The sequence below is a fragment of the Streptomyces sp. C10-9-1 genome, assembly GCF_024497955.1.
Classification (GTDB): Bacteria; Actinomycetota; Actinomycetes; order Streptomycetales; family Streptomycetaceae; genus Streptomyces; species Streptomyces sanyensis.
Map to the genome: position 1 here is coordinate 250,688 of NZ_JANHKP010000011.1, position 16,635 is coordinate 267,322.

A 16,635-nucleotide genomic window follows, 5' to 3' on the forward strand; every position below is an offset into this window, starting at 1 on the left:
ATCAGGTGTGTGTATGACCACATCACGCGCGCGCTGCCGCCCCGCTAGGGTCTGTGCGCTGCCTACAAAAGGACCGGACCCCATGGTGCAGGCCCCCCGCGATCCCGTCGACCGGATCGACCCCTTCGACTGGATCGACGAGGAGGCGCGCCGCCGGGCGCGCGCCGGGCTCGTCCGCACCCTGCGACCCCGCGAGGCCGCCTCGGAACTGCTCGACCTGGCGGGCAACGACTACCTGGGGCTGACCCGCCGTCCCGAGGTCGTCCGGGCCGCGGCCGACGCCGCACTGCGCTGGGGCGCGGGCGCCACCGGGTCGCGCCTGGTCACCGGGAGCACCGGGCTCCACGCCGAGCTGGAGCGCGAGCTGGCCGCGTTCTGCGGCTTCGAGGCCGCGCTGGTGCTGTCCTCCGGCTACGCGGCCAACCTCGCCGCCGTCACGGCCCTGGCCGGGCGCGGGGCGCTGGTCGTCTCGGACGCCGCCAACCACGCCTCGATCGTCGACGGCTGCCGGCTGGCCCGGGCGGAGACGGCCGTGGTGCCGCACGCCGACCCGGACGCGGTGCACAAGACCCTCCAGGCGCACCCCGGGCGGCGGGCGCTGGTGGTCACGGACTCGGTGTTCTCCGTCGACGGGGACGCTGCGCCCCTGGCCGCGATCGCCGGTGCCTGCCGGGAGGCGGGCGCCGCGCTGCTGGTCGACGACGCGCACGGGCTCGGCGTGCTCGGCGACGGAGGCCGGGGCGCCCCGTACGCGGCGGGCCTCGCGGGGGCGGCGGGCACCGTCGCGACCGTCACCCTGTCGAAGTCGCTCGGCAGCCAGGGCGGTGCCGTCCTCGGCCCGGCGCGTGTCGTGGAGCACCTGGTGAACACCGCCCGCCCCTTCATCTTCGACACCGGACTCGCCCCGGCCGCCGCCGCGGGGGCCCTGGCGGCCCTCGGGGTCCTGCGGCGCGAGCCGCACCTGCCCGCCCGGGCCCGCGCAGTCGCCGCCGAGCTGCACCGGTGCTTCACCGAGGCCGGCCTGACGGCCGCCCGCCCGGACGCCGCCGTGGTCTCGGTGCGGGCGCCGTCGCCGGAGGCCGCGGTGCGGTGGGCCGCCGACTGCCGGGCCGCCGGGCTGCTGGTGGGCTGCTTCAGGCCGCCGTCGGTGCCCGACGGCGTCTCCCGCCTCAGGCTCACCGCGCGGGCGGATCTCACGGACCGCCAGGTGGCCGCCGCCGTCGCAACCGTCCTGGCGACCGCGCCGCCCGGGTGAGCCCGCCGGGGCCCGCCATGGGGAGGGCGGCGCGCGCGATTCCCGTCCCCGGCGGGCCGGGCCGCCCGTGCCGAACAGGTGCACGCCTCGGGCATCACCGCTTCGGGCGACAGTTGTCCCCTGATCCGGGCGGAACGCCTCCCCCGCGCGGTGCCGGATGGCACCCTGTCGGCGTAGGGCATTCCGGGGCGGGCCGACCCGGCGCGGCCGTCCGCAGCCGCCCGGACCGCGCCCCGGTGGAAGGGACCGCAACGCCATGGCAGACCGTCAAGAAGCCTCCGTCACCCTGCCGAGCGATCCGGTGTCGGTCTCCACGGCCCGGCGGTACGCCGCCGACGTGCTGGACGCCTGGCTGCCGCCCGGGGCCGGCGAACTGCGGGACTCGGTCCGCCTGATCGTCTCCGAACTGGCCACCAACGCCGTTCAGCACACCTTCGGGCAGTCCCCGACGTTTCGCGTCGACCTGTCCCTGGAGGAGGCGGGATCCGCAGAGGGCGGGCGGGAATCGGCGGCGGGGCGGCTGCTGGTGGGCGTCACGGACAGCCACCCGCGCTGGCCTCGCCGCCTTCCCGCGGCGGTGCGGCAGGACAACGGGCGCGGCATGGGGATCATCCGCTCGCTCACGGCCCACCACGGCGGACGGACGTTCGTCAGTCCGACGGAGGACGGCGGCAAGACGGTGTGGGTCGTCCTGCCCCTGCCGGAACGGGAGCCGCTGACGGAGCCCGCCCTCCCGCCCCGGCACGCCCGGGGCGGGCCGGGGCAGCGGCCCCCGGCGGCAGCCGAGGCCGGGTTCGGCGGCCCGGTGGTCCCGGACCGCCTCCCCTGAGCGGCCGGACCCGGCCGCTCAGGGGATCCCGCCGCCGGGTCACCTCACCCGGCCGTAGGACACCCGCTTCGTCCAGATCTTGGCCAGCCGCACCACGTCGCCGGTCTTGGGGGAGTGCCAGATGCGGCCGCTCCCGGCGTAGATGCCCACGTGGTAGACGGAACCGCCGGAGTGGAAGAACACCAGGTCCCCGCGGCGACGGTCGCGCGCGGAGACCCGGCTGGTGCGGTTGTACTGCTGCTGGGCCGTGCGAGGCAGGGCCTTGCCCGCCTTCCGGTACGAGTAGAGCGTCAGCCCCGAGCAGTCGAACCGGTAGGGCCCGGCCGCCCCGTAGCGGTAGGGCGCGCCCTTCTTGGAGGCGGCCACGCGGAGCGCCGTGCCCGCGTGGCTGCTCGATGCGGAGGCGTCCGGTGCCGCGCCCGGCACCAGGAGGGAGCCGCCCACCACGGCGGCCGTCAGTGCCGAGACAACGCCCGTGCGAGGGAGGCGGGCGCCGCGGGCGGCGGCGGGCACGGAGGAGGATGGGAACGGAACCTGCGTCTGCGCGGTCATGCGCAACCCTTCGTCTGCCGCTTGTGAAGGGTGACCTGTCGGGTTCGGACGGCGAAGACGCCCGGCCGCCGCGGCGGCTTCACCCCGAGGAGCGGACCGGGACCACCGGTCGCCCCGTACTGCCGGGTCCTCCACTCCTGCCGATGCACTTCCGTCGACCCGACGCCCGGTACGGCGGCAGGACTCAGCGTCCGCCCGGACCGCCCCGTCGAGGTGACGGGGGCTTGTCGTCCCAGGGATCGTGACTCACGGATGTCCGATTTCCGAGTTGAAACGGCTTTTGTGAAGCTGATCACGACTGATCTGTTCGGGTGGGCAGGGGTGTTGGGGCGCCCCCGGATCCCGCCGGAACCATCGTCGTACCAGCATCGAAACCGACCGGTTCAGCCAAATCGGTGGTCCTCGCCCGCAACTGCTCGGGGACCCGGAGATGTCGGCCCCGCTCCACCGAACGAGGGACGAACGCCGTTACCCCGTCGGCGGTTGACAGGGGCGGAGTACCCGTCAGATCCCCTCCGGCCCCGAAAGGGGCGGCAGGGTCGGGCGGTTCGTCCGCCGTTCGCCGTCGAGGGCGCGCAGCGCCCGGGCGAGGGTCGCGCTGTGCACGTCGCTCTCCCCGTTGCGGTGCATCCGGGTGAGGGCGTCGCGCAGGGCGATCGCGCTTTCCGCCAGCGCCTGGGCGGACCGGAGCGCCACGCAGGTGCGGTCCCCGCGGGCCGGGTTGGCGCGGCCGAGCCGGTCGGCGGCCTGGAGGCGGCTGCCGAGGCAGGCCCCCTCGGCCCGGGTCGGCGCGGGCGGTCGCGGCGGCTCGGGGATCAGGCGGCCCACCCTGTGCCGCGGCGGCCCTCGACGACGTGATCCACCACCCCGTACGCCTTCGCCGCCCGGGTGTCGAGCATGAGGTCCCGTTCGAGGTCCCCGGCCACCGCGGCCTCGTCCCCGACCGGCGTGACGGGACGTCAGGGTACGGTCGGCGCGCGTCGGCGCAGCAGCCCGTCGGCGTGGACCGCGAGGTCGGAGGGGCTCCCGTGGAGTGGCTCGCAAGCCGCTCGTGGCGCTCGTGTCCGCGGCCGATCTGGAGCGGCTGGACACCCTGGAGGCGGCGGCCGCCGTCGAGGAGGAGCGGCCCGTCCGCCCGGTCTCCTCGCCGGACGCGGTCGCCGACGCCTCCGGGGGGCGCGACGGCTTCGGGCTGACCGCCGAGCACCGGGGTCCGGAGGGTCCCCGGGGCTGAGCACCGCGCCGCCCCCCGGTGCCCCCTTCCTGTACGGCGGGGCGGCGGGGCGCGGCGTCTACGGCGGGGCGGCGGGGTGTCGGGGTGTCGGGGCGCGGCGTCAGGCCGCCGCGACCGCGGGCTGCTTCGGTGCGGGCGCCGGTCCGGGCCGCGGGCGGCGGGCGCCGAGGGCCAGCGCCGCGAGCCCGAGCGCCCCCCATGCCGCCAGCGTCAGTGCGGCCGGTCCCGCGCCGGCGCCGTCGAAGAAGGACACCGAGCGGACCAGGGACACCCCGGCGCCCGGCGGCAGCCACTGTCCCAGGGCGCCAACCGGCGCGGGCAGCAGCTCGGGTGCCGAGGCGGCGCCCGCGAAGGCGTTGCCCAGCAGCACCGACAGGAAGCCGCCGAGCCCGATGCCCCGGGGCCCGAGGAGCGCCGCCAGCCCGGCGACGACGGAGCCGACGGCGAGGGTGGTCAGGCCGAGCGCACCCGCCTCCTGCCACCAGTTGCCCGCCAGTACCCCGAGCCAGCTGTGGGCCATCGCGGCGACCGTGATGCCGGCCAGTGCCGCGGCGCCCACCAGCGCCCCGGCCGCCCGCGCCCCGCGCAGGCCCGTCAGGGCCACCAGCGCCCCGGCGGCGACCCCGGCCAGGGTGAGCGGCAGCACGCTCGCGGCGAAGCCGCTGCCCCGCGGATCGCCCGCGGGCAGGGGGACCACCTCGGCGACCTCGACCGGCGGGCCGTCCGGGCTCTGCACCGCGGCCGTGAGCAGCTGGGCGACGGCCGGTCCGGCGGCGGGGGCGGTGAGCAGCCGGGGCCCGGACGGCGAGGCGACGAGGGCTCCGTACACCTCGCGTGCGCCTATCGCCTCCCGGGCGGCGGCCTCGTCCGCGAACCGGTGGACCGCGAAGGCGTCGCCCCGCCGGTCGAGCTGCTCCTCCAGGGCGGCGGCCGCGGCGGCCGGACCGGCCACGCCGACCGGAAGCCCGTGCGGTGCGGTGCGTGCCGCCGGCCAGGCGAAGGCCCACAGGGCCACGGCCACCACGACCGGGACCAGGGCTGCGACCGCGATCATGCGGCGAGTCGGTGTGCCGCGCATGGCAGGCTCCCATCAAAGAGAAGGATCGTTCGTTTTAGATGGATCCACTCTGCGGCGAGCCGTGGAGCGTTGTCAAGAATGAACGTTCGTTTTATCGTTGGGGTCATGGCACGTGTATCCCAGGCCCACCTCGACGCCCGCCGCCGGCAGATCATCGAGGCGGCCTCCCGCTGCTTCGCGCGCAACGGCTTCCACGCGACCTCGATGCAGGACGTCCTCCGCGAGGCCCAGCTGTCCGCGGGCGCCGTCTACCGCTACTTCCCGAGCAAGGACGCGCTCGTCGCCGCCATCGCGGAACGCGCCTTCACCGCCATCCGCGCGGCCTACGAGGACGCCGCGAACGCCACCCCGCCGCCGATGCCGGACGTCCTCCTCGGCCGGGTCCTCGGCCGGGTGCTCGTCGACACGGTCCCGGGCGCCGATGCGCAGACCTTCGCGCGGCTGGTCGTCCAGGTGTGGACGGAGACCCTGCGCAACGACCTCCTCGGGGACACCCTGAGGGAGGGCTACGGCGCGATGCGCCGGGTGTGGGCGGACCTCGTGCGCGCCTACCGGGAGGCCGGCATGCTCGACTCCGACGTCGACCCGGACGACATGGCCCGGACGCTGATCGCGGCGGCGCAGGGCTTCATCGCCCAGCAGGCGCTCTTCGGCGACGTGCGCGTGGAGGGGCTCCAGGCGGGGCTCAGGGGGCTGATGGCCATGCGGGATCCCAAGGCCGGTTAACGTGCCGGAAAAACTTCCGTCCTAACCTTCACCGCCTGGTGTCGAAGTGCGGCAACCGGGCCGAGGCCGTGCTGAGGTGGATTGCCTACCCCGGCGCCCACGAGCCGGACGACAGTGAGGTGGACGCGTGCAACTCTCCCCGCACGAGCAGGAGCGGCTGCTGATCCATGTGGCCGCCGACGTGGCCGGGAAGCGCAGGGCGCGCGGCCTGCGCCTCAACCATCCCGAGTGCGTCGCCCTCATCACCGCGCACCTCCTCGAAGGCGCGCGCGACGGCCGCACCGTCGCCCAGCTGATGGCCTCCGGCCGTACGGTGGTCGGCCGCGACGAGGCCATGGAGGGCGTCCCGGAGATGATCCGCGAGGTCCAGGTCGAGGCCACCTTCCCCGACGGCACCAAGCTGGTGACCGTCCACGATCCGATCGTCTGAGGGGGCGCGCATGATCCCCGGGGAAGTCCTCCTCGGCGACGGTCCGATCGAGCTGGACGAGGGCCGCGCCACCGTGGCCCTCACCGTCGTCAACACCGCCGACCGCCCGGTGCAGGTCGGGTCCCACTACCACTTCGCCGAGGCCAACCCCGGGCTGGAGTTCGACCGGGAGGCCGCCCGCGGGACGCGCCTCGCCGTCCCCGCCGGAACCTCCGTGCGCTTCGAGCCCGGCATCCCCGTCGGCGTCGAGCTGGTGGCCCTGCGGGGCCGGCGCATCGTGCCCGGTCTGCGCGGAACCACCGGAGGTGCCCTCGATGGCTGAGCTGGACCGCGCCGCCTACGCCGCCCTGTACGGCCCCACGACCGGTGACCGCATCCGCCTCGCCGACACCGACCTCCTCGTCGAGATCGAGCAGGACCGCTCCGGCGGCCCCGGGCTCGCGGGGGACGAGGCGGTCTTCGGCGGCGGGAAGGTGATCCGCGAGTCCATGGGCCAGTCGCGGACCACCCGGGCCGAGGGCGCCCCGGACACCGTGATCACCGGGGCCGTCGTGCTCGACCACTGGGGTGTCGTCAAGGCGGACATCGGCATCCTGGACGGCCGGATCACCGCCCTGGGCAAGGCGGGCAACCCCGACACCATGGACGGCGTCCATCCGGCCCTGGTCATCGGCCCGGAGACCGAGGTGATCTCCGGCAACGGGCGGATCGTCACCGCGGGCGCCGTCGACGCCCATGTCCACTTCATCTCCCCGACCCTCGTCGACCAGGCGCTCGCCACCGGAGTCACCACCCTCGTCGGCGGCGGCACCGGCCCGGCCGAGGGCAGCAAGGCGACCACCGTCACCCCGGGACCCTGGCACCTCGCCCGGATGTTCGAGGCCCTGGAGGCATGCCCCGTCAACATCGGGCTGCTCGGCAAGGGCAACACCATGTCCAGGGAGGCCATGCACTCCCAGCTCCGCGGCGGAGCCCTCGGATTCAAGATCCACGAGGACTGGGGGGCCACCCCCGCGGTGATCGACGCCTGCCTCGGCGTCTGCGAGGAGACGGGCGCCCAGCTGGCCCTCCACACCGACACGCTGAACGAGGCCGGCTTCGTCGGCGACACCCTCGCCGCCATCGCCGGGCGCACCGTGCACGCGTACCACACCGAGGGGGCGGGCGGCGGCCACGCGCCGGACATCATCACGGTGGTCTCCGAGCCCCATGTGCTCCCCAGCTCCACCAACCCCACCCGCCCGCACACCGTCAACACCATCGAGGAGCATCTCGACATGCTGATGGTCTGCCACCACCTCAACCCCTCCGTTCCCGAGGACCTGGCCTTCGCCGAGTCCCGGATCCGGCCCTCGACCATCGCCGCCGAGGACGTGCTCCACGACCTCGGCGCCATCTCGATCATCTCCTCCGACTCCCAGGCCATGGGGCGCATCGGCGAGGTGGTCCTGCGCACCTGGCAGACGGCCCACGTGATGAAGCGGCGGCGCGGTGCCCTCCCCGGCGACGGGCGCGCGGACAACCACCGGGCCCGCCGCTACGTCGCCAAGTACACGATCAACCCGGCCCTCGCCCAGGGGATCGACCACGAGGTGGGCTCCGTCGAGCCCGGCAAACTCGCCGACCTCGTGCTCTGGGAGCCGGCCTTCTTCGGGGTGAAGCCGCTCCTGGTGCTCAAGGGCGGCCAGATCGCCTACGCGCAGATGGGCGACGCCAACGCCTCCGTCCCCACCCCGCAGCCCGTCCTGCCCCGCCCCATGTTCGGCGCCCTGGGCCGGGCCGCGACCCGCGGCTCGTTCAACTTCGTCACCCGCGCCGCGATCGAGGACGACCTCCCCGGGCGGCTCGGCCTCGCCAAGGAGTTCACGCCGATCCGCAGCACACGCCGGGTGACCAAGGCCGACATGCGGGAGAACGACGCCCTGCCCCGGGTCGAGGTGGACGCCGACACCTTCACCGTCACCGTCGACGGGGAGCCGGTCGAGCCGGATCCCGCCGCCGAACTGCCCATGGCCCAGCGCTACTTCCTCTTCTGATGACCTCCCTCGCCACCACCACCGCACCGGCCGCGCCCCGGCCCGCCCCCGCCGGCGGCCGCCCCGGCCCCCGCCCGGCCGCGGGCCGGGCCGCGCTGCTCGTCCTCGCGGACGGCCGCTTCCCCGCCGGGGGCCACGCGCACTCCGGAGGCATGGAGGCCGCGGTCGCCGCGGGGCGCGTCCGCGACGCGGCAGGGCTCGCCGCCTTCTGCCGCGGGCGGCTGCACACCGCGGGTCTCACCGCGGCGGGCCTCGCCGCCGCGGCCGCCCACGGGCACGACCCCGCCGTGCTCGACGCCGCCGCGGACGCCCGCACCCCCTCGCCCGCGCTGCGCACGGCGGCCCGCAGACTGGGACGGCAGCTCCTCCGTGCCGCCCGCGCCGCCTGGCCCGCCCCCGAACTCGACGCGCTGGCGGCCGCGTTCCCCCGCGGAGCCCACCAGCCGGTGGTCCTCGGGACCACCGCGCGCGCCGCGGGCCTCGGCCCCGAGGACGCCGCCCACTGCGCCGTGTACGAGGCGGTCAGCGGCCCGGCGACCGCGGCCGTACGGCTCCTCGGGCTGGACCCCTTCCAGGCCAGTGCCGTCCTCGCACGGCTCGCCCCCGAACTGGACGAGGTGGCCGCCCGCGCGGCCGCCGCAGCACGCCAGGGCCCCGAGGCCCTGCCCGCCGCCTCCGCCCCGCTGCTGGACATCACCGCCGAGGACCACGCCTCCTGGCCCGTACGCCTCTTCGCCTCCTGAAGGCGGCCGCCCTCGCACCCGCACCGCACCGACCGGGAGAGAACGATGCACCTCACACACCCCCACGACGACCACCACGGCCCCGCGGCGGTCGGCGCCGACGCCCGGCGCCCCGACGGCACCCGGCGCGCCCTGAGGATCGGCCTCGGCGGGCCCGTCGGATCGGGCAAGACCGCCACCGTCGCCGCCCTCTGCGCGACCCTGCGCGACACCCTGTCCCTCGCCGTCGTCACCAACGACATCTACACCCGCGAGGACGCCGAGTTCCTCCTGCGCCACGCGGTGCTGCCCCCCGAGCGGATCCAGGCGGTGGAGACCGGCGCCTGCCCCCACACCGCGATCCGCGACGACATCTCGGCCAACCTGGAGGCGGTGGAGGACCTGGAGGACGCCGTCGGGCCCCTCGACCTCGTCCTGGTGGAGTCGGGGGGCGACAACCTCACGGCCACCTTCTCCAAGGGCCTCGTCGACGCGCAGATCTTCGTGATCGACGTGGCGGGCGGTGACGACATCCCGCGCAAGGGCGGTCCGGGCGTCACCACGGCCGACCTCCTCGTGGTCAACAAGACCGACCTCGCCCCCCACGTCGGCTCCGACCTCGCCCGGATGGAGCGCGACGCCAAGGAGCAGCGCGGCGACCTGCCCGTCCTGCTCACCTCCCTCAAGGAGGCGGGGGGCGTGGACCCGGTCGCCGCCTGGGTCCGGGCGCAGCTCGCGGCCTGGAACACCTGAGCCCCGTGGGGATCCGCGCCACGGCGCGCATCGTCGCCGACGGCGGCACGCTGCCGCTCCTCGCCGGGGACGGGCCGCTCGCCCTGCGCCGCACCCGGACCGCCGGACCGGACCTGCGCGTCACCGTGGTCGGTGCGATGAGCGCCCCGCTCGGCGGCGACCGGCTGGCGATCGAGGCGGAGGTGCGGGAGGCGACCCGCCTCACCGTCGACGCCGCCGCCGCCACCCTCTCGCTGCCCGGCCGCGGCGGGGAGCCCGCCCACTACGACACCGCCCTCACCGTCGGTGAGCGGGCCGAGCTGCACTGGCTGCCGGAGCCCGTCGTGGCCGCGCGCGGCAGCGTGCTGCGGATGCACACCCGGGTGCACCTCGCCGCCACCGCCCGGCTGGTCCTGCGCGAGGAGCAGGTGCTCGGCCGCCACCGGGAGGCGCCGGGCACCCTCGTCACCCGGCTCTCCGTGCACCGCGGCGGCCGGCCCCTGCTGGACGGCGAACTGGCCTGCGGGCCCGGGGCACCGGGGGGCTGGGACGGCCCCGCCGTCCTCGGGGGCCACCGGGCGGCCGGGCAGCTCCTCGTCGTCGACCCGGCCTTCGGCGGACAGCCGCCCGGCCCCCGGAGCCTGGGCCCCACCGCCGCGCTGGCACCGCTGGCCGGCCCCGCCGTCCTCGTGACGGCCGTCGCGGAGGACGGCAGGGAGCTGCGCGCCGTCCTCGACCGCGCCCTGGCGGAGCTCACCGCGCGGACGGACTGAACGGCGGGCGGGCCTCCCCGTCCGCCGCGGGGGCGCCCGGCACAGCGCGGCTCCGGGGCCCGGCCCCGTGTGCGGCAGCCGACCGGCGCCGGAATTCGGCCGAAGCGGCGAGTCGGCCTGAAGCCGGCCGGCCATCCATGGTGGTCTCCTCCCGTGGGCGACCGCACCAGGCGGTCCACGGAGGGAAGGAGTTCCCGTGCTCTCGGAGGAACTGAAGGCGGTCGTCGACAGGCCCGTCTTCGCCGTCGTGGCGACGATCCAGCCCGACGGCAGCTGCCAGCAGTCCGTCGTCTGGATCACCCGGGACGGTGACGACCTGCTGTTCTCCACCACCATCGGGCGGCGCAAGGAGCGGAACCTGCGCCGCGACCCCCGGGTGAACGTCCTGATCAACCCGGCGGAAGCGCCCTACACCTACGCCGAGGTCCGCGGCACGGCCACCCTGACCACGGAGGGCGGTCAGGAACTCATCGACGCCCTCTCCCGCAAGTACACCGGCAAGGACTACGCCGACTTCAACCCGGCCTCGAAGGACGACGCCGAACGGGTCGTGGTCCGCATCACCGCGCGCAAGGTCGTCGGGGCCCTGTGAGCCCCCGTCCGCCGGGGCCCGCGCCGCGGGCCCCGGCGGACGGCTCCCGGTTCCCGGGGCCGCCCCGGCGTGCTGCCCGCGCCGCCCCCGGCGCTATCCCTGCCGCGCCCCGCCCCCGCCGCGCCCCGGCAGGCGCCGGACCCGCTGCCGCTCCTGCTCCTCGGCCTTGACCTCGGCGGCGTACCGGTCGACGTATTCCTGGCCCGAGAGCCGCAGGATCGCGTACATGATCTCGTCGGTCACGGCGCGGACCACCGCCTTCTCGTTCTCCATCCCCGCGTAGCGGGTGAAGTCCAGCGGTTCGCCGAAGCGGACGGTGACCCTCTTGATCCGCGGCAGCACCTGGCCGGGCGGCTGGATCTCGAAGGTCCCCACCATCGCGCACGGCACGACGGGCACCCCCGCCCTGAGCGCCATCACCGCGACGCCCACCTTGCCCTTGTAGAGCCGCCCGTCGTGGGAACGGGTCCCCTCGGGGTAGATGCCCAGCAGCTCCCCGCGGGAGAGCACGGCCAGCCCCTCCCGGATCGCCGCCCGGCCCGCCTCCCTGCCGGACCGGTCCACCGGGATCTGCCCGGCGCTCCTGAAGAACGCGGCGGTCAGCCGCCCCTTCAGCCCGGGACCGGTGAAGTACTCGGCCTTCGCCAGGAAGGTGATCCGCCGCGCCAGGATCGCCGGCATCAGGAAGTGGTCCGAGAAGGACAGGTGGTTCCCCGCGACGATCGCGGCGCCCTCGCCGGGAACGTGTTCCAGCCCCTCGATCCGGGGGCGGAACAGCAGGCGCAGCAACGGTCCCAGCAGCACGTACTTGAGCACGTAGTAGAACACGGTCCCACTCCCACTCTCCCGAACCCGGCTCGCGGCCGAGTCCTCGCCGGCCGCGGCGTCCGCCTGACGCGCCGCCAGGCCGAGCGGCGGTCCCGAGGCCGGGGCGCCGCGACGATCGATCGTAGCCAACCGCCCCGCCCCCGAAGGAGAGCCGGGCGCCGACCGTGCCGGACGGACCCGGCGCGGGGGCCGACCGGCCCCTGCGCCCGAGCCCTCGGGGGAGGGACGCTGAAGGGAAGGGGAGGGCGCCCCGTCGGACGCGGCGGCGCCGGCCCGTACCGGCCAGTCGCCCGGGGTGCCGGCGCCTCTCCGCGGGGGCGCCGTCCCCACCAGCCACGAGGCGGAGCAGATGAGCACCAGCTATGTCCACGACTTCACCGAGGGCGACCGGGGCATGGCCGACCTCCTCGGAGGCAAGGGGGCCAACCTCGCCGAGATGGTCCGGATGGGACTGCCCGTTCCCCCGGGCTTCACCATCACCACCGAGGCGTGCCGCGTGTACCTCGCCACCGGCGCACCCCCCGCGGACCTGGAGAAGGAGGTCGCCGCGCACCTGGAGCGGCTCGAACGCGGCGCCGGGCGCCGCCTCGGCCAGGCGGACCGCCCGCTGCTGGTCTCGGTCCGCTCCGGAGCCCGGCACTCCATGCCCGGCATGATGGAGACCATCCTGGACATCGGCCTCAACGACCGGTCCGTCCTCGGGCTGGGCCTGACCCCCGACACCGAGCGCTTCGCCTGGGACTCCTACCGGCGCCTCGTCCAGATGTTCGGCTCCACGGTGATGGGCGCCGACCCCGCCGTCTTCGCGGACGCGCTCACCGACCTCAAGGCGGAACTCCGGGCCGCCGACGACACCGCCCTCGACACCTGCGACCTGATCCGGCTCACCGAGACCTACAAGGACCTCGTCCGCGAGCACACCGGAGAGGCCTTCCCGCAGGACCCCGCCGAGCAGCTGCACCGCGCCGTGCTGGCCGTCTTCGCCTCCTGGAACGGCGAACGCGCCCGGCTGTACCGCAGACGGGAGCGCATCCCCGACGGCCCCGGCACGGCCGTCACCGTCCAGACCATGGTCTTCGGCAACCTCGGCCCCGACTCCGGCAGCGGCGTCGCCTTCACCCGGGACCCCGCCACCGGGCGCCCCGGCGTCTACGGCGACTACCTGCCCGACGCCCAGGGCGAGGACGTCGTCGCCGGTATCCGGGACACCGTGCCGCTGGAACGCCTCGCCTCGCTGGACCCCCGCTCCTTCGCCCGGCTCCGCGGCTGCATGGACCGCCTCGAAGCCCACTACCGCGACCTCTGCGACATCGAGTTCACCATCGAGCGCGGGACGTTGTGGATGCTCCAGACCCGGGTCGGCAAGCGCACCCCCGGGGCGGCCTTCACCATCGCCGCCCAACTGGCCGACGAGGGCACCATCACCGAGGACGAGGCCCTGGGGCGGGTCGGCGGGGACGCGCTCGCGCAGCTGATGTTCCCCGCCTTCGCCGACGCCCCGGCCGAGCCCCTCGCACGCGGCATCCCCGCCTCGCCCGGCGCCGCGGTCGGCGCCGTCGTCGTCGACTCCGCCGAGGCCGTCCGCCGCGCCGAGCGGGGGGAGAGGACCGTCCTGTTCCGGCCCGAGACGACCCCCGACGACCTGGCGGGCATGGTGGCCGCCGCGGCCGTGGTCACCGCCCGCGGCGGCAAGACCAGCCATGCGGCGGTGGTGGCCCGGGGCATGGGACGGGCGTGCGTCTGCGGTGCCGACGGGATCACCGTCGACCTCGTCCACCGGCGCGTCCTCACGCCGGACCGCGTCGTCGAGGAGGGGACGGTGGTCTCCGTGGACGGCTCCACCGGGGCCGTCCACCTCGGCGCCGTCCCGACGCGGGAGAGCACCGTCACCCGGTCCCTGGAGGCGGGCACGGCGGCCCGCGGCGCCGACCCCGCCGCCCACGCGGCCCTCACGCTGCTGCGCCACGCGGACGAGGTGAGCCGCCTGGAGGTCCGCGCCAACGCCGACACCCCCGAGGACGCGGCCCGGGCACGGCGCTTCGGCGCCCGCGGCATCGGGCTGTGCCGCACCGAGCACATGCTCCTCGGCGAACGCCGGCCGCTGGTCGAGGCCATGATCCTGGCCTCCGGCGCCGAGGAGCGGGCCGCGGCCCTCGCCGCCCTGCTGCCCCGGCAGCGCGCGGACTTCACCGGCATCCTGGAAGCCATGGACGGCCTCCCGGTGACCGTCCGCCTGCTGGACCCGCCGCTGCACGAGTTCCTCCCCGACCTGACCGGCCTGTCCGTCGAACTCGCGCGTGACGAGGGCCGGGGCGCCCGTCCGGACGCCCGCCGCAGGTCGCTGCTCGCGGCGGTGTCCCGCCTGCACGAGGAGAACCCCATGCTGGGTCTGCGCGGGGTGCGGCTGGGGATCACCGTGCCGGGACTCGTCGCCATGCAGGTGCGTGCCGTGGCCGAGGCCGCGGTCGCCCGGCTCCGTGCCGGTGGCGATCCCCGGCCGGAGATCATGGTCCCCCTGGTCGGCGCCGTGGAGGAGTTCCGCCTGGTCCGCGAGGAGGTGCGACGCACCCTGGAGGACGTGGCCGCGGAGACCGGGACCGCCCTCCACTGCCCGATCGGCACGATGATCGAGCTGCCCCGGGCCGCGCTGACCGCGGGAGCCATCGCCGCCGACGCCGACTTCTTCTCCTTCGGCACCAACGACCTGACCCAGACCACCTGGGGCTTCTCCCGCGACGACGTCGAGGCGTCCTTCCTCCCCGCCTACCTGGACCGCGGGGTGCTCAGGGACTCGCCCTTCGAGACCCTCGACACCGAGGGCGTGGGCCGCCTGGTCGAGACGGCCGTCCGCGAGGGCAGGGCCGCACGGCCGGACCTCCCCGTCGGTGTCTGCGGCGAGCACGGCGGCGACCCGCGGTCCGTGCACTTCTTCCACTCCGCGGGCGTCGACTACGTCTCCTGCTCCCCCTTCCGGGTGCCGGTGGCCCGGCTGGAGGCCGGGCGCGCCGCCGTGCTCGGGCCCGGCCGGGAGTGACCCCCCGGGCCCGGGCGGACGGGGCCGACCGGCCCCGCGCGCGGGAGCGGGCGGGCCCCGGCGGCCCAAGCGCCGCGGCGGCCGCGCGGCGGACGCTGGAGGAGGACGATCCGTCGCCGGGCGCTCCCCGGCACGGCAGAAAGGAGCCGCCATGAAGGCGCTCGTCTTCCACGGTCCCGGGCGGACGGCCTGGGAGGACGTACCGGACCCGGCGCTCAAGGACGCCTCGGACGCCGTCGTCCGCGTCGACGCCGTCACCCTCTGCGGGACCGACCTGCACATCGTCAAGGGCGACGTGCCGGAGGTCGCCCCGGGCACCGTCCTCGGGCACGAGGCCGTCGGCGAGGTCGTGGAGACCGGCAGCGAGGTACGCGGCGTCCGGCCCGGCGACCGGGTCCTGGTCTCCTGCATCTCCCCGTGCGGACGCTGTCCCTCCTGCCGCGGCACCCGCTACGGCCAGTGCCGCGGCGGCGGAGGATGGGTCCTCGGCCGCCTCGTCGACGGCACCCAGGCCGAGTTCGTCCGCGTCCCCTTCGCCGACATGTCGCTCCACCCGCTGCCCAGCGCCCTCGACAGCCAGGACGCCGTCCTCCTCGCCGACATCTACCCCACCGCCTACGAGGTCGGCGTGCTCAACGGCCGGGTGAGCCCCGGCGACACCGTGGTCGTCGTGGGAGCCGGTCCCGTCGGACTGGCCGCCGTCACCGCCGCGGGGCTCTACAGCCCCGCACGCGTCATCGCCGTCGACCTCGACGACGCCCGCCTCGCCGCCGCCCGTGCCCTGGGTGCCGACGCGGTGGCCCGCGCCGACGAGCAACCCGAGCGGCTGGTGGACGACCTCACCGCGGGGACCGGCGCCGACGTCGCCATCGAGGCCGTCGGCATCCCCGCCACCTTCGAACTGTGCACCCGCACGGTCCGGCCAGGAGGGCACGTCGCCAACATCGGCGTCCACGGCAAGCCCGCGGCCCTCCACCTGGAGGACCTGTGGATCAAGGACGTCACCATCACCACGGGCCTCGTCGACACCTCCTCCATCCCGAGGCTGCTCGCCATGATGTCCGCGGGCAGGCTCCCCGCCGGCGACCTGGTCACCCACCGCTTCCCGCTCGCGGCCATGGAGGAGGCCTACGAGGTCTTCTCCCGCGCCGCGGAGACCGGGGCCCTGAAGGTCGTGCTCGGCCAGGACCGCCACGACGCCGTGCTTCCCGCCTGACCGGCCGCCACCGCGCTCCCGTCGCCCGCAGAGGCCGTCCGCCGGCCGAAGCGTCGCAGCTCAGAGCGTTCGCGCCGACTCCGGCACCCCTTCGGCGCGGTCCGGTGCGCCGCTCGGACGGACCGTCAAACCTCCCCTCGGCGTGCCGTGCCGACGCACGGGTGAATATCGGCCGGAGATCACTCAGGGGGCCCACCGCGTGACCCGGATGCGCGGTTCTCGGGTGGTGAGCGGCGCGAATCCGGCTGACGGTGAATCACGTCGCCACTGCGATCCCCGGAGCCGGCGAAGTGCCGGCCCACGCAGTCGCGGCGAAAGGAAAGGCTCGACATGCGCTCTGCCCGCATTCTGATCGCCTCGGCCGCCGTCACCGCGGCCCTCGCCGTCTCGGCCCCTGCCTCCTACGCCCTGGCCGTCGCCGACGACCACGGCCGCGACGAGGCCTCCAGCAGTGAGAAGAAGTGGGAGAAGGACGACGACCACGAGAAGTCCGGGAAGTACAAGAAGCCGCACGGTGGTGTGCACGCCGGCGGTGGTGCTCTCGCCGCGGTCTCGGGTGACGACTGGGAGAAGAAGGACGACCACGAGAAGTCCGGGA

At 75.6% G+C, this 16,635-nt stretch carries 18 protein-coding genes and 1 pseudogene; 14 read left to right on the plus strand and 5 right to left on the minus strand.

Annotation, left to right across the window (positions count from 1 at the left end; genetic code table 11):
- The first annotated feature begins 82 nt into the window (after positions 1–82).
- Positions 83–1,255, plus strand: a complete 1,173-nt coding sequence (locus NPS70_RS18075) for an 8-amino-7-oxononanoate synthase (RefSeq protein ID WP_256525316.1) — start codon at positions 83–85, stop codon at positions 1,253–1,255.
- Positions 1,256–1,511: 256 nt separating this feature from the next.
- On the plus strand, positions 1,512–2,084 hold the full coding sequence (locus NPS70_RS18080) for an ATP-binding protein (RefSeq protein WP_256525317.1): 573 nt from the start codon (positions 1,512–1,514) through the stop codon (positions 2,082–2,084).
- A 39-nt stretch (positions 2,085–2,123) separates the two neighbouring features.
- Here NPS70_RS18080 and NPS70_RS18085 read toward each other — a convergent pair whose 3' ends face one another.
- From NPS70_RS18085 to NPS70_RS28930, 3 genes are all read right to left on the minus strand, one after another.
- Complete coding sequence (locus tag NPS70_RS18085) at positions 2,124–2,636, minus strand: C40 family peptidase (protein WP_256525318.1); 513 nt, start codon at positions 2,634–2,636, stop codon at positions 2,124–2,126.
- Positions 2,637–3,140: 504 nt separating this feature from the next.
- Complete coding sequence (locus NPS70_RS18090; RefSeq protein WP_256525355.1) at positions 3,141–3,455, minus strand: hypothetical protein; 315 nt, start codon at positions 3,453–3,455, stop codon at positions 3,141–3,143.
- Positions 3,452–3,562: a hypothetical protein gene (locus tag NPS70_RS28930; RefSeq protein ID WP_374212021.1), complete on the minus strand. Its 111-nt coding sequence runs from the start codon at positions 3,560–3,562 to the stop codon at positions 3,452–3,454. Before NPS70_RS28930 ends, NPS70_RS18090 begins: the two co-directional genes overlap by 4 nt.
- 107 nt (positions 3,563–3,669) lie before the next feature.
- Here NPS70_RS28930 and NPS70_RS18095 point away from each other — a divergent pair, with 107 nt between their 5' ends.
- Positions 3,670–3,870, plus strand: a complete 201-nt coding sequence (locus NPS70_RS18095) for a hypothetical protein (protein ID WP_256525319.1) — start codon at positions 3,670–3,672, stop codon at positions 3,868–3,870.
- A gap of 100 nt (positions 3,871–3,970) precedes the next feature.
- Here NPS70_RS18095 and NPS70_RS18100 read toward each other — a convergent pair whose 3' ends face one another.
- Positions 3,971–4,948, minus strand: coding sequence for an ABC transporter permease (locus tag NPS70_RS18100; protein ID WP_256525320.1), 978 nt, complete (start codon positions 4,946–4,948; stop codon positions 3,971–3,973).
- A gap of 105 nt (positions 4,949–5,053) precedes the next feature.
- Here NPS70_RS18100 and NPS70_RS18105 point away from each other — a divergent pair, with 105 nt between their 5' ends.
- The 8 genes from NPS70_RS18105 to NPS70_RS18140 all read left to right on the plus strand — a co-directional run bounded on the left by NPS70_RS18105 (position 5,054) and on the right by NPS70_RS18140 (position 10,959).
- Positions 5,054–5,674, plus strand: a complete 621-nt coding sequence (locus NPS70_RS18105; protein WP_256525321.1) for a TetR/AcrR family transcriptional regulator — start codon at positions 5,054–5,056, stop codon at positions 5,672–5,674.
- A gap of 127 nt (positions 5,675–5,801) precedes the next feature.
- Positions 5,802–6,104, plus strand: coding sequence for an urease subunit gamma (locus NPS70_RS18110; protein WP_256525322.1), 303 nt, complete (start codon positions 5,802–5,804; stop codon positions 6,102–6,104).
- Between the two features lie 10 nt (positions 6,105–6,114).
- Positions 6,115–6,426, plus strand: a complete 312-nt coding sequence (locus NPS70_RS18115) for an urease subunit beta (RefSeq protein WP_256525323.1) — start codon at positions 6,115–6,117, stop codon at positions 6,424–6,426.
- Positions 6,419–8,140, plus strand: coding sequence for an urease subunit alpha (locus NPS70_RS18120; RefSeq protein WP_256525324.1), 1,722 nt, complete (start codon positions 6,419–6,421; stop codon positions 8,138–8,140). The genes NPS70_RS18115 and NPS70_RS18120 overlap by 8 nt, the downstream gene beginning before the upstream one ends.
- Entirely contained in the window at positions 8,140–8,883 is a 744-nt protein-coding gene (locus NPS70_RS18125) for an urease accessory protein UreF (protein ID WP_256525325.1), read from the plus strand. Before NPS70_RS18120 ends, NPS70_RS18125 begins: the two co-directional genes overlap by 1 nt.
- Before the next feature lie 45 nt (positions 8,884–8,928).
- Positions 8,929–9,615, plus strand: a complete 687-nt coding sequence (gene ureG, locus NPS70_RS18130; protein WP_256525326.1) for an urease accessory protein UreG — start codon at positions 8,929–8,931, stop codon at positions 9,613–9,615.
- A 5-nt stretch (positions 9,616–9,620) separates the two neighbouring features.
- Positions 9,621–10,367: an urease accessory protein UreD gene (locus NPS70_RS18135; protein WP_256525327.1), complete on the plus strand. Its 747-nt coding sequence runs from the start codon at positions 9,621–9,623 to the stop codon at positions 10,365–10,367.
- Positions 10,368–10,563: 196 nt separating this feature from the next.
- Positions 10,564–10,959, plus strand: coding sequence for a PPOX class F420-dependent oxidoreductase (locus NPS70_RS18140; protein WP_256525328.1), 396 nt, complete (start codon positions 10,564–10,566; stop codon positions 10,957–10,959).
- 93 nt (positions 10,960–11,052) lie between these two features.
- Here the strand turns inward: NPS70_RS18140 and NPS70_RS18145 are convergent, their stop codons facing one another.
- On the minus strand, positions 11,053–11,787 hold the full coding sequence (locus NPS70_RS18145) for a lysophospholipid acyltransferase family protein (RefSeq protein ID WP_256525330.1): 735 nt from the start codon (positions 11,785–11,787) through the stop codon (positions 11,053–11,055).
- 349 nt (positions 11,788–12,136) lie between these two features.
- On the opposite strand from NPS70_RS18145, the gene ppdK reads away from it, so the two are divergent.
- From ppdK to NPS70_RS18160, 3 genes and pseudogenes are all read left to right on the plus strand, one after another.
- A complete protein-coding gene (gene ppdK, locus NPS70_RS18150; RefSeq protein ID WP_256525331.1) occupies positions 12,137–14,821 on the plus strand; it encodes a pyruvate, phosphate dikinase in 2,685 nt (894 codons plus the stop codon).
- A 151-nt stretch (positions 14,822–14,972) separates the two neighbouring features.
- On the plus strand, positions 14,973–16,037 hold the full coding sequence (locus NPS70_RS18155; protein WP_256525333.1) for an alcohol dehydrogenase catalytic domain-containing protein: 1,065 nt from the start codon (positions 14,973–14,975) through the stop codon (positions 16,035–16,037).
- A 330-nt stretch (positions 16,038–16,367) separates the two neighbouring features.
- Positions 16,368–16,635, plus strand: a pseudogene (locus tag NPS70_RS18160) (hypothetical protein); the annotation flags it as partial.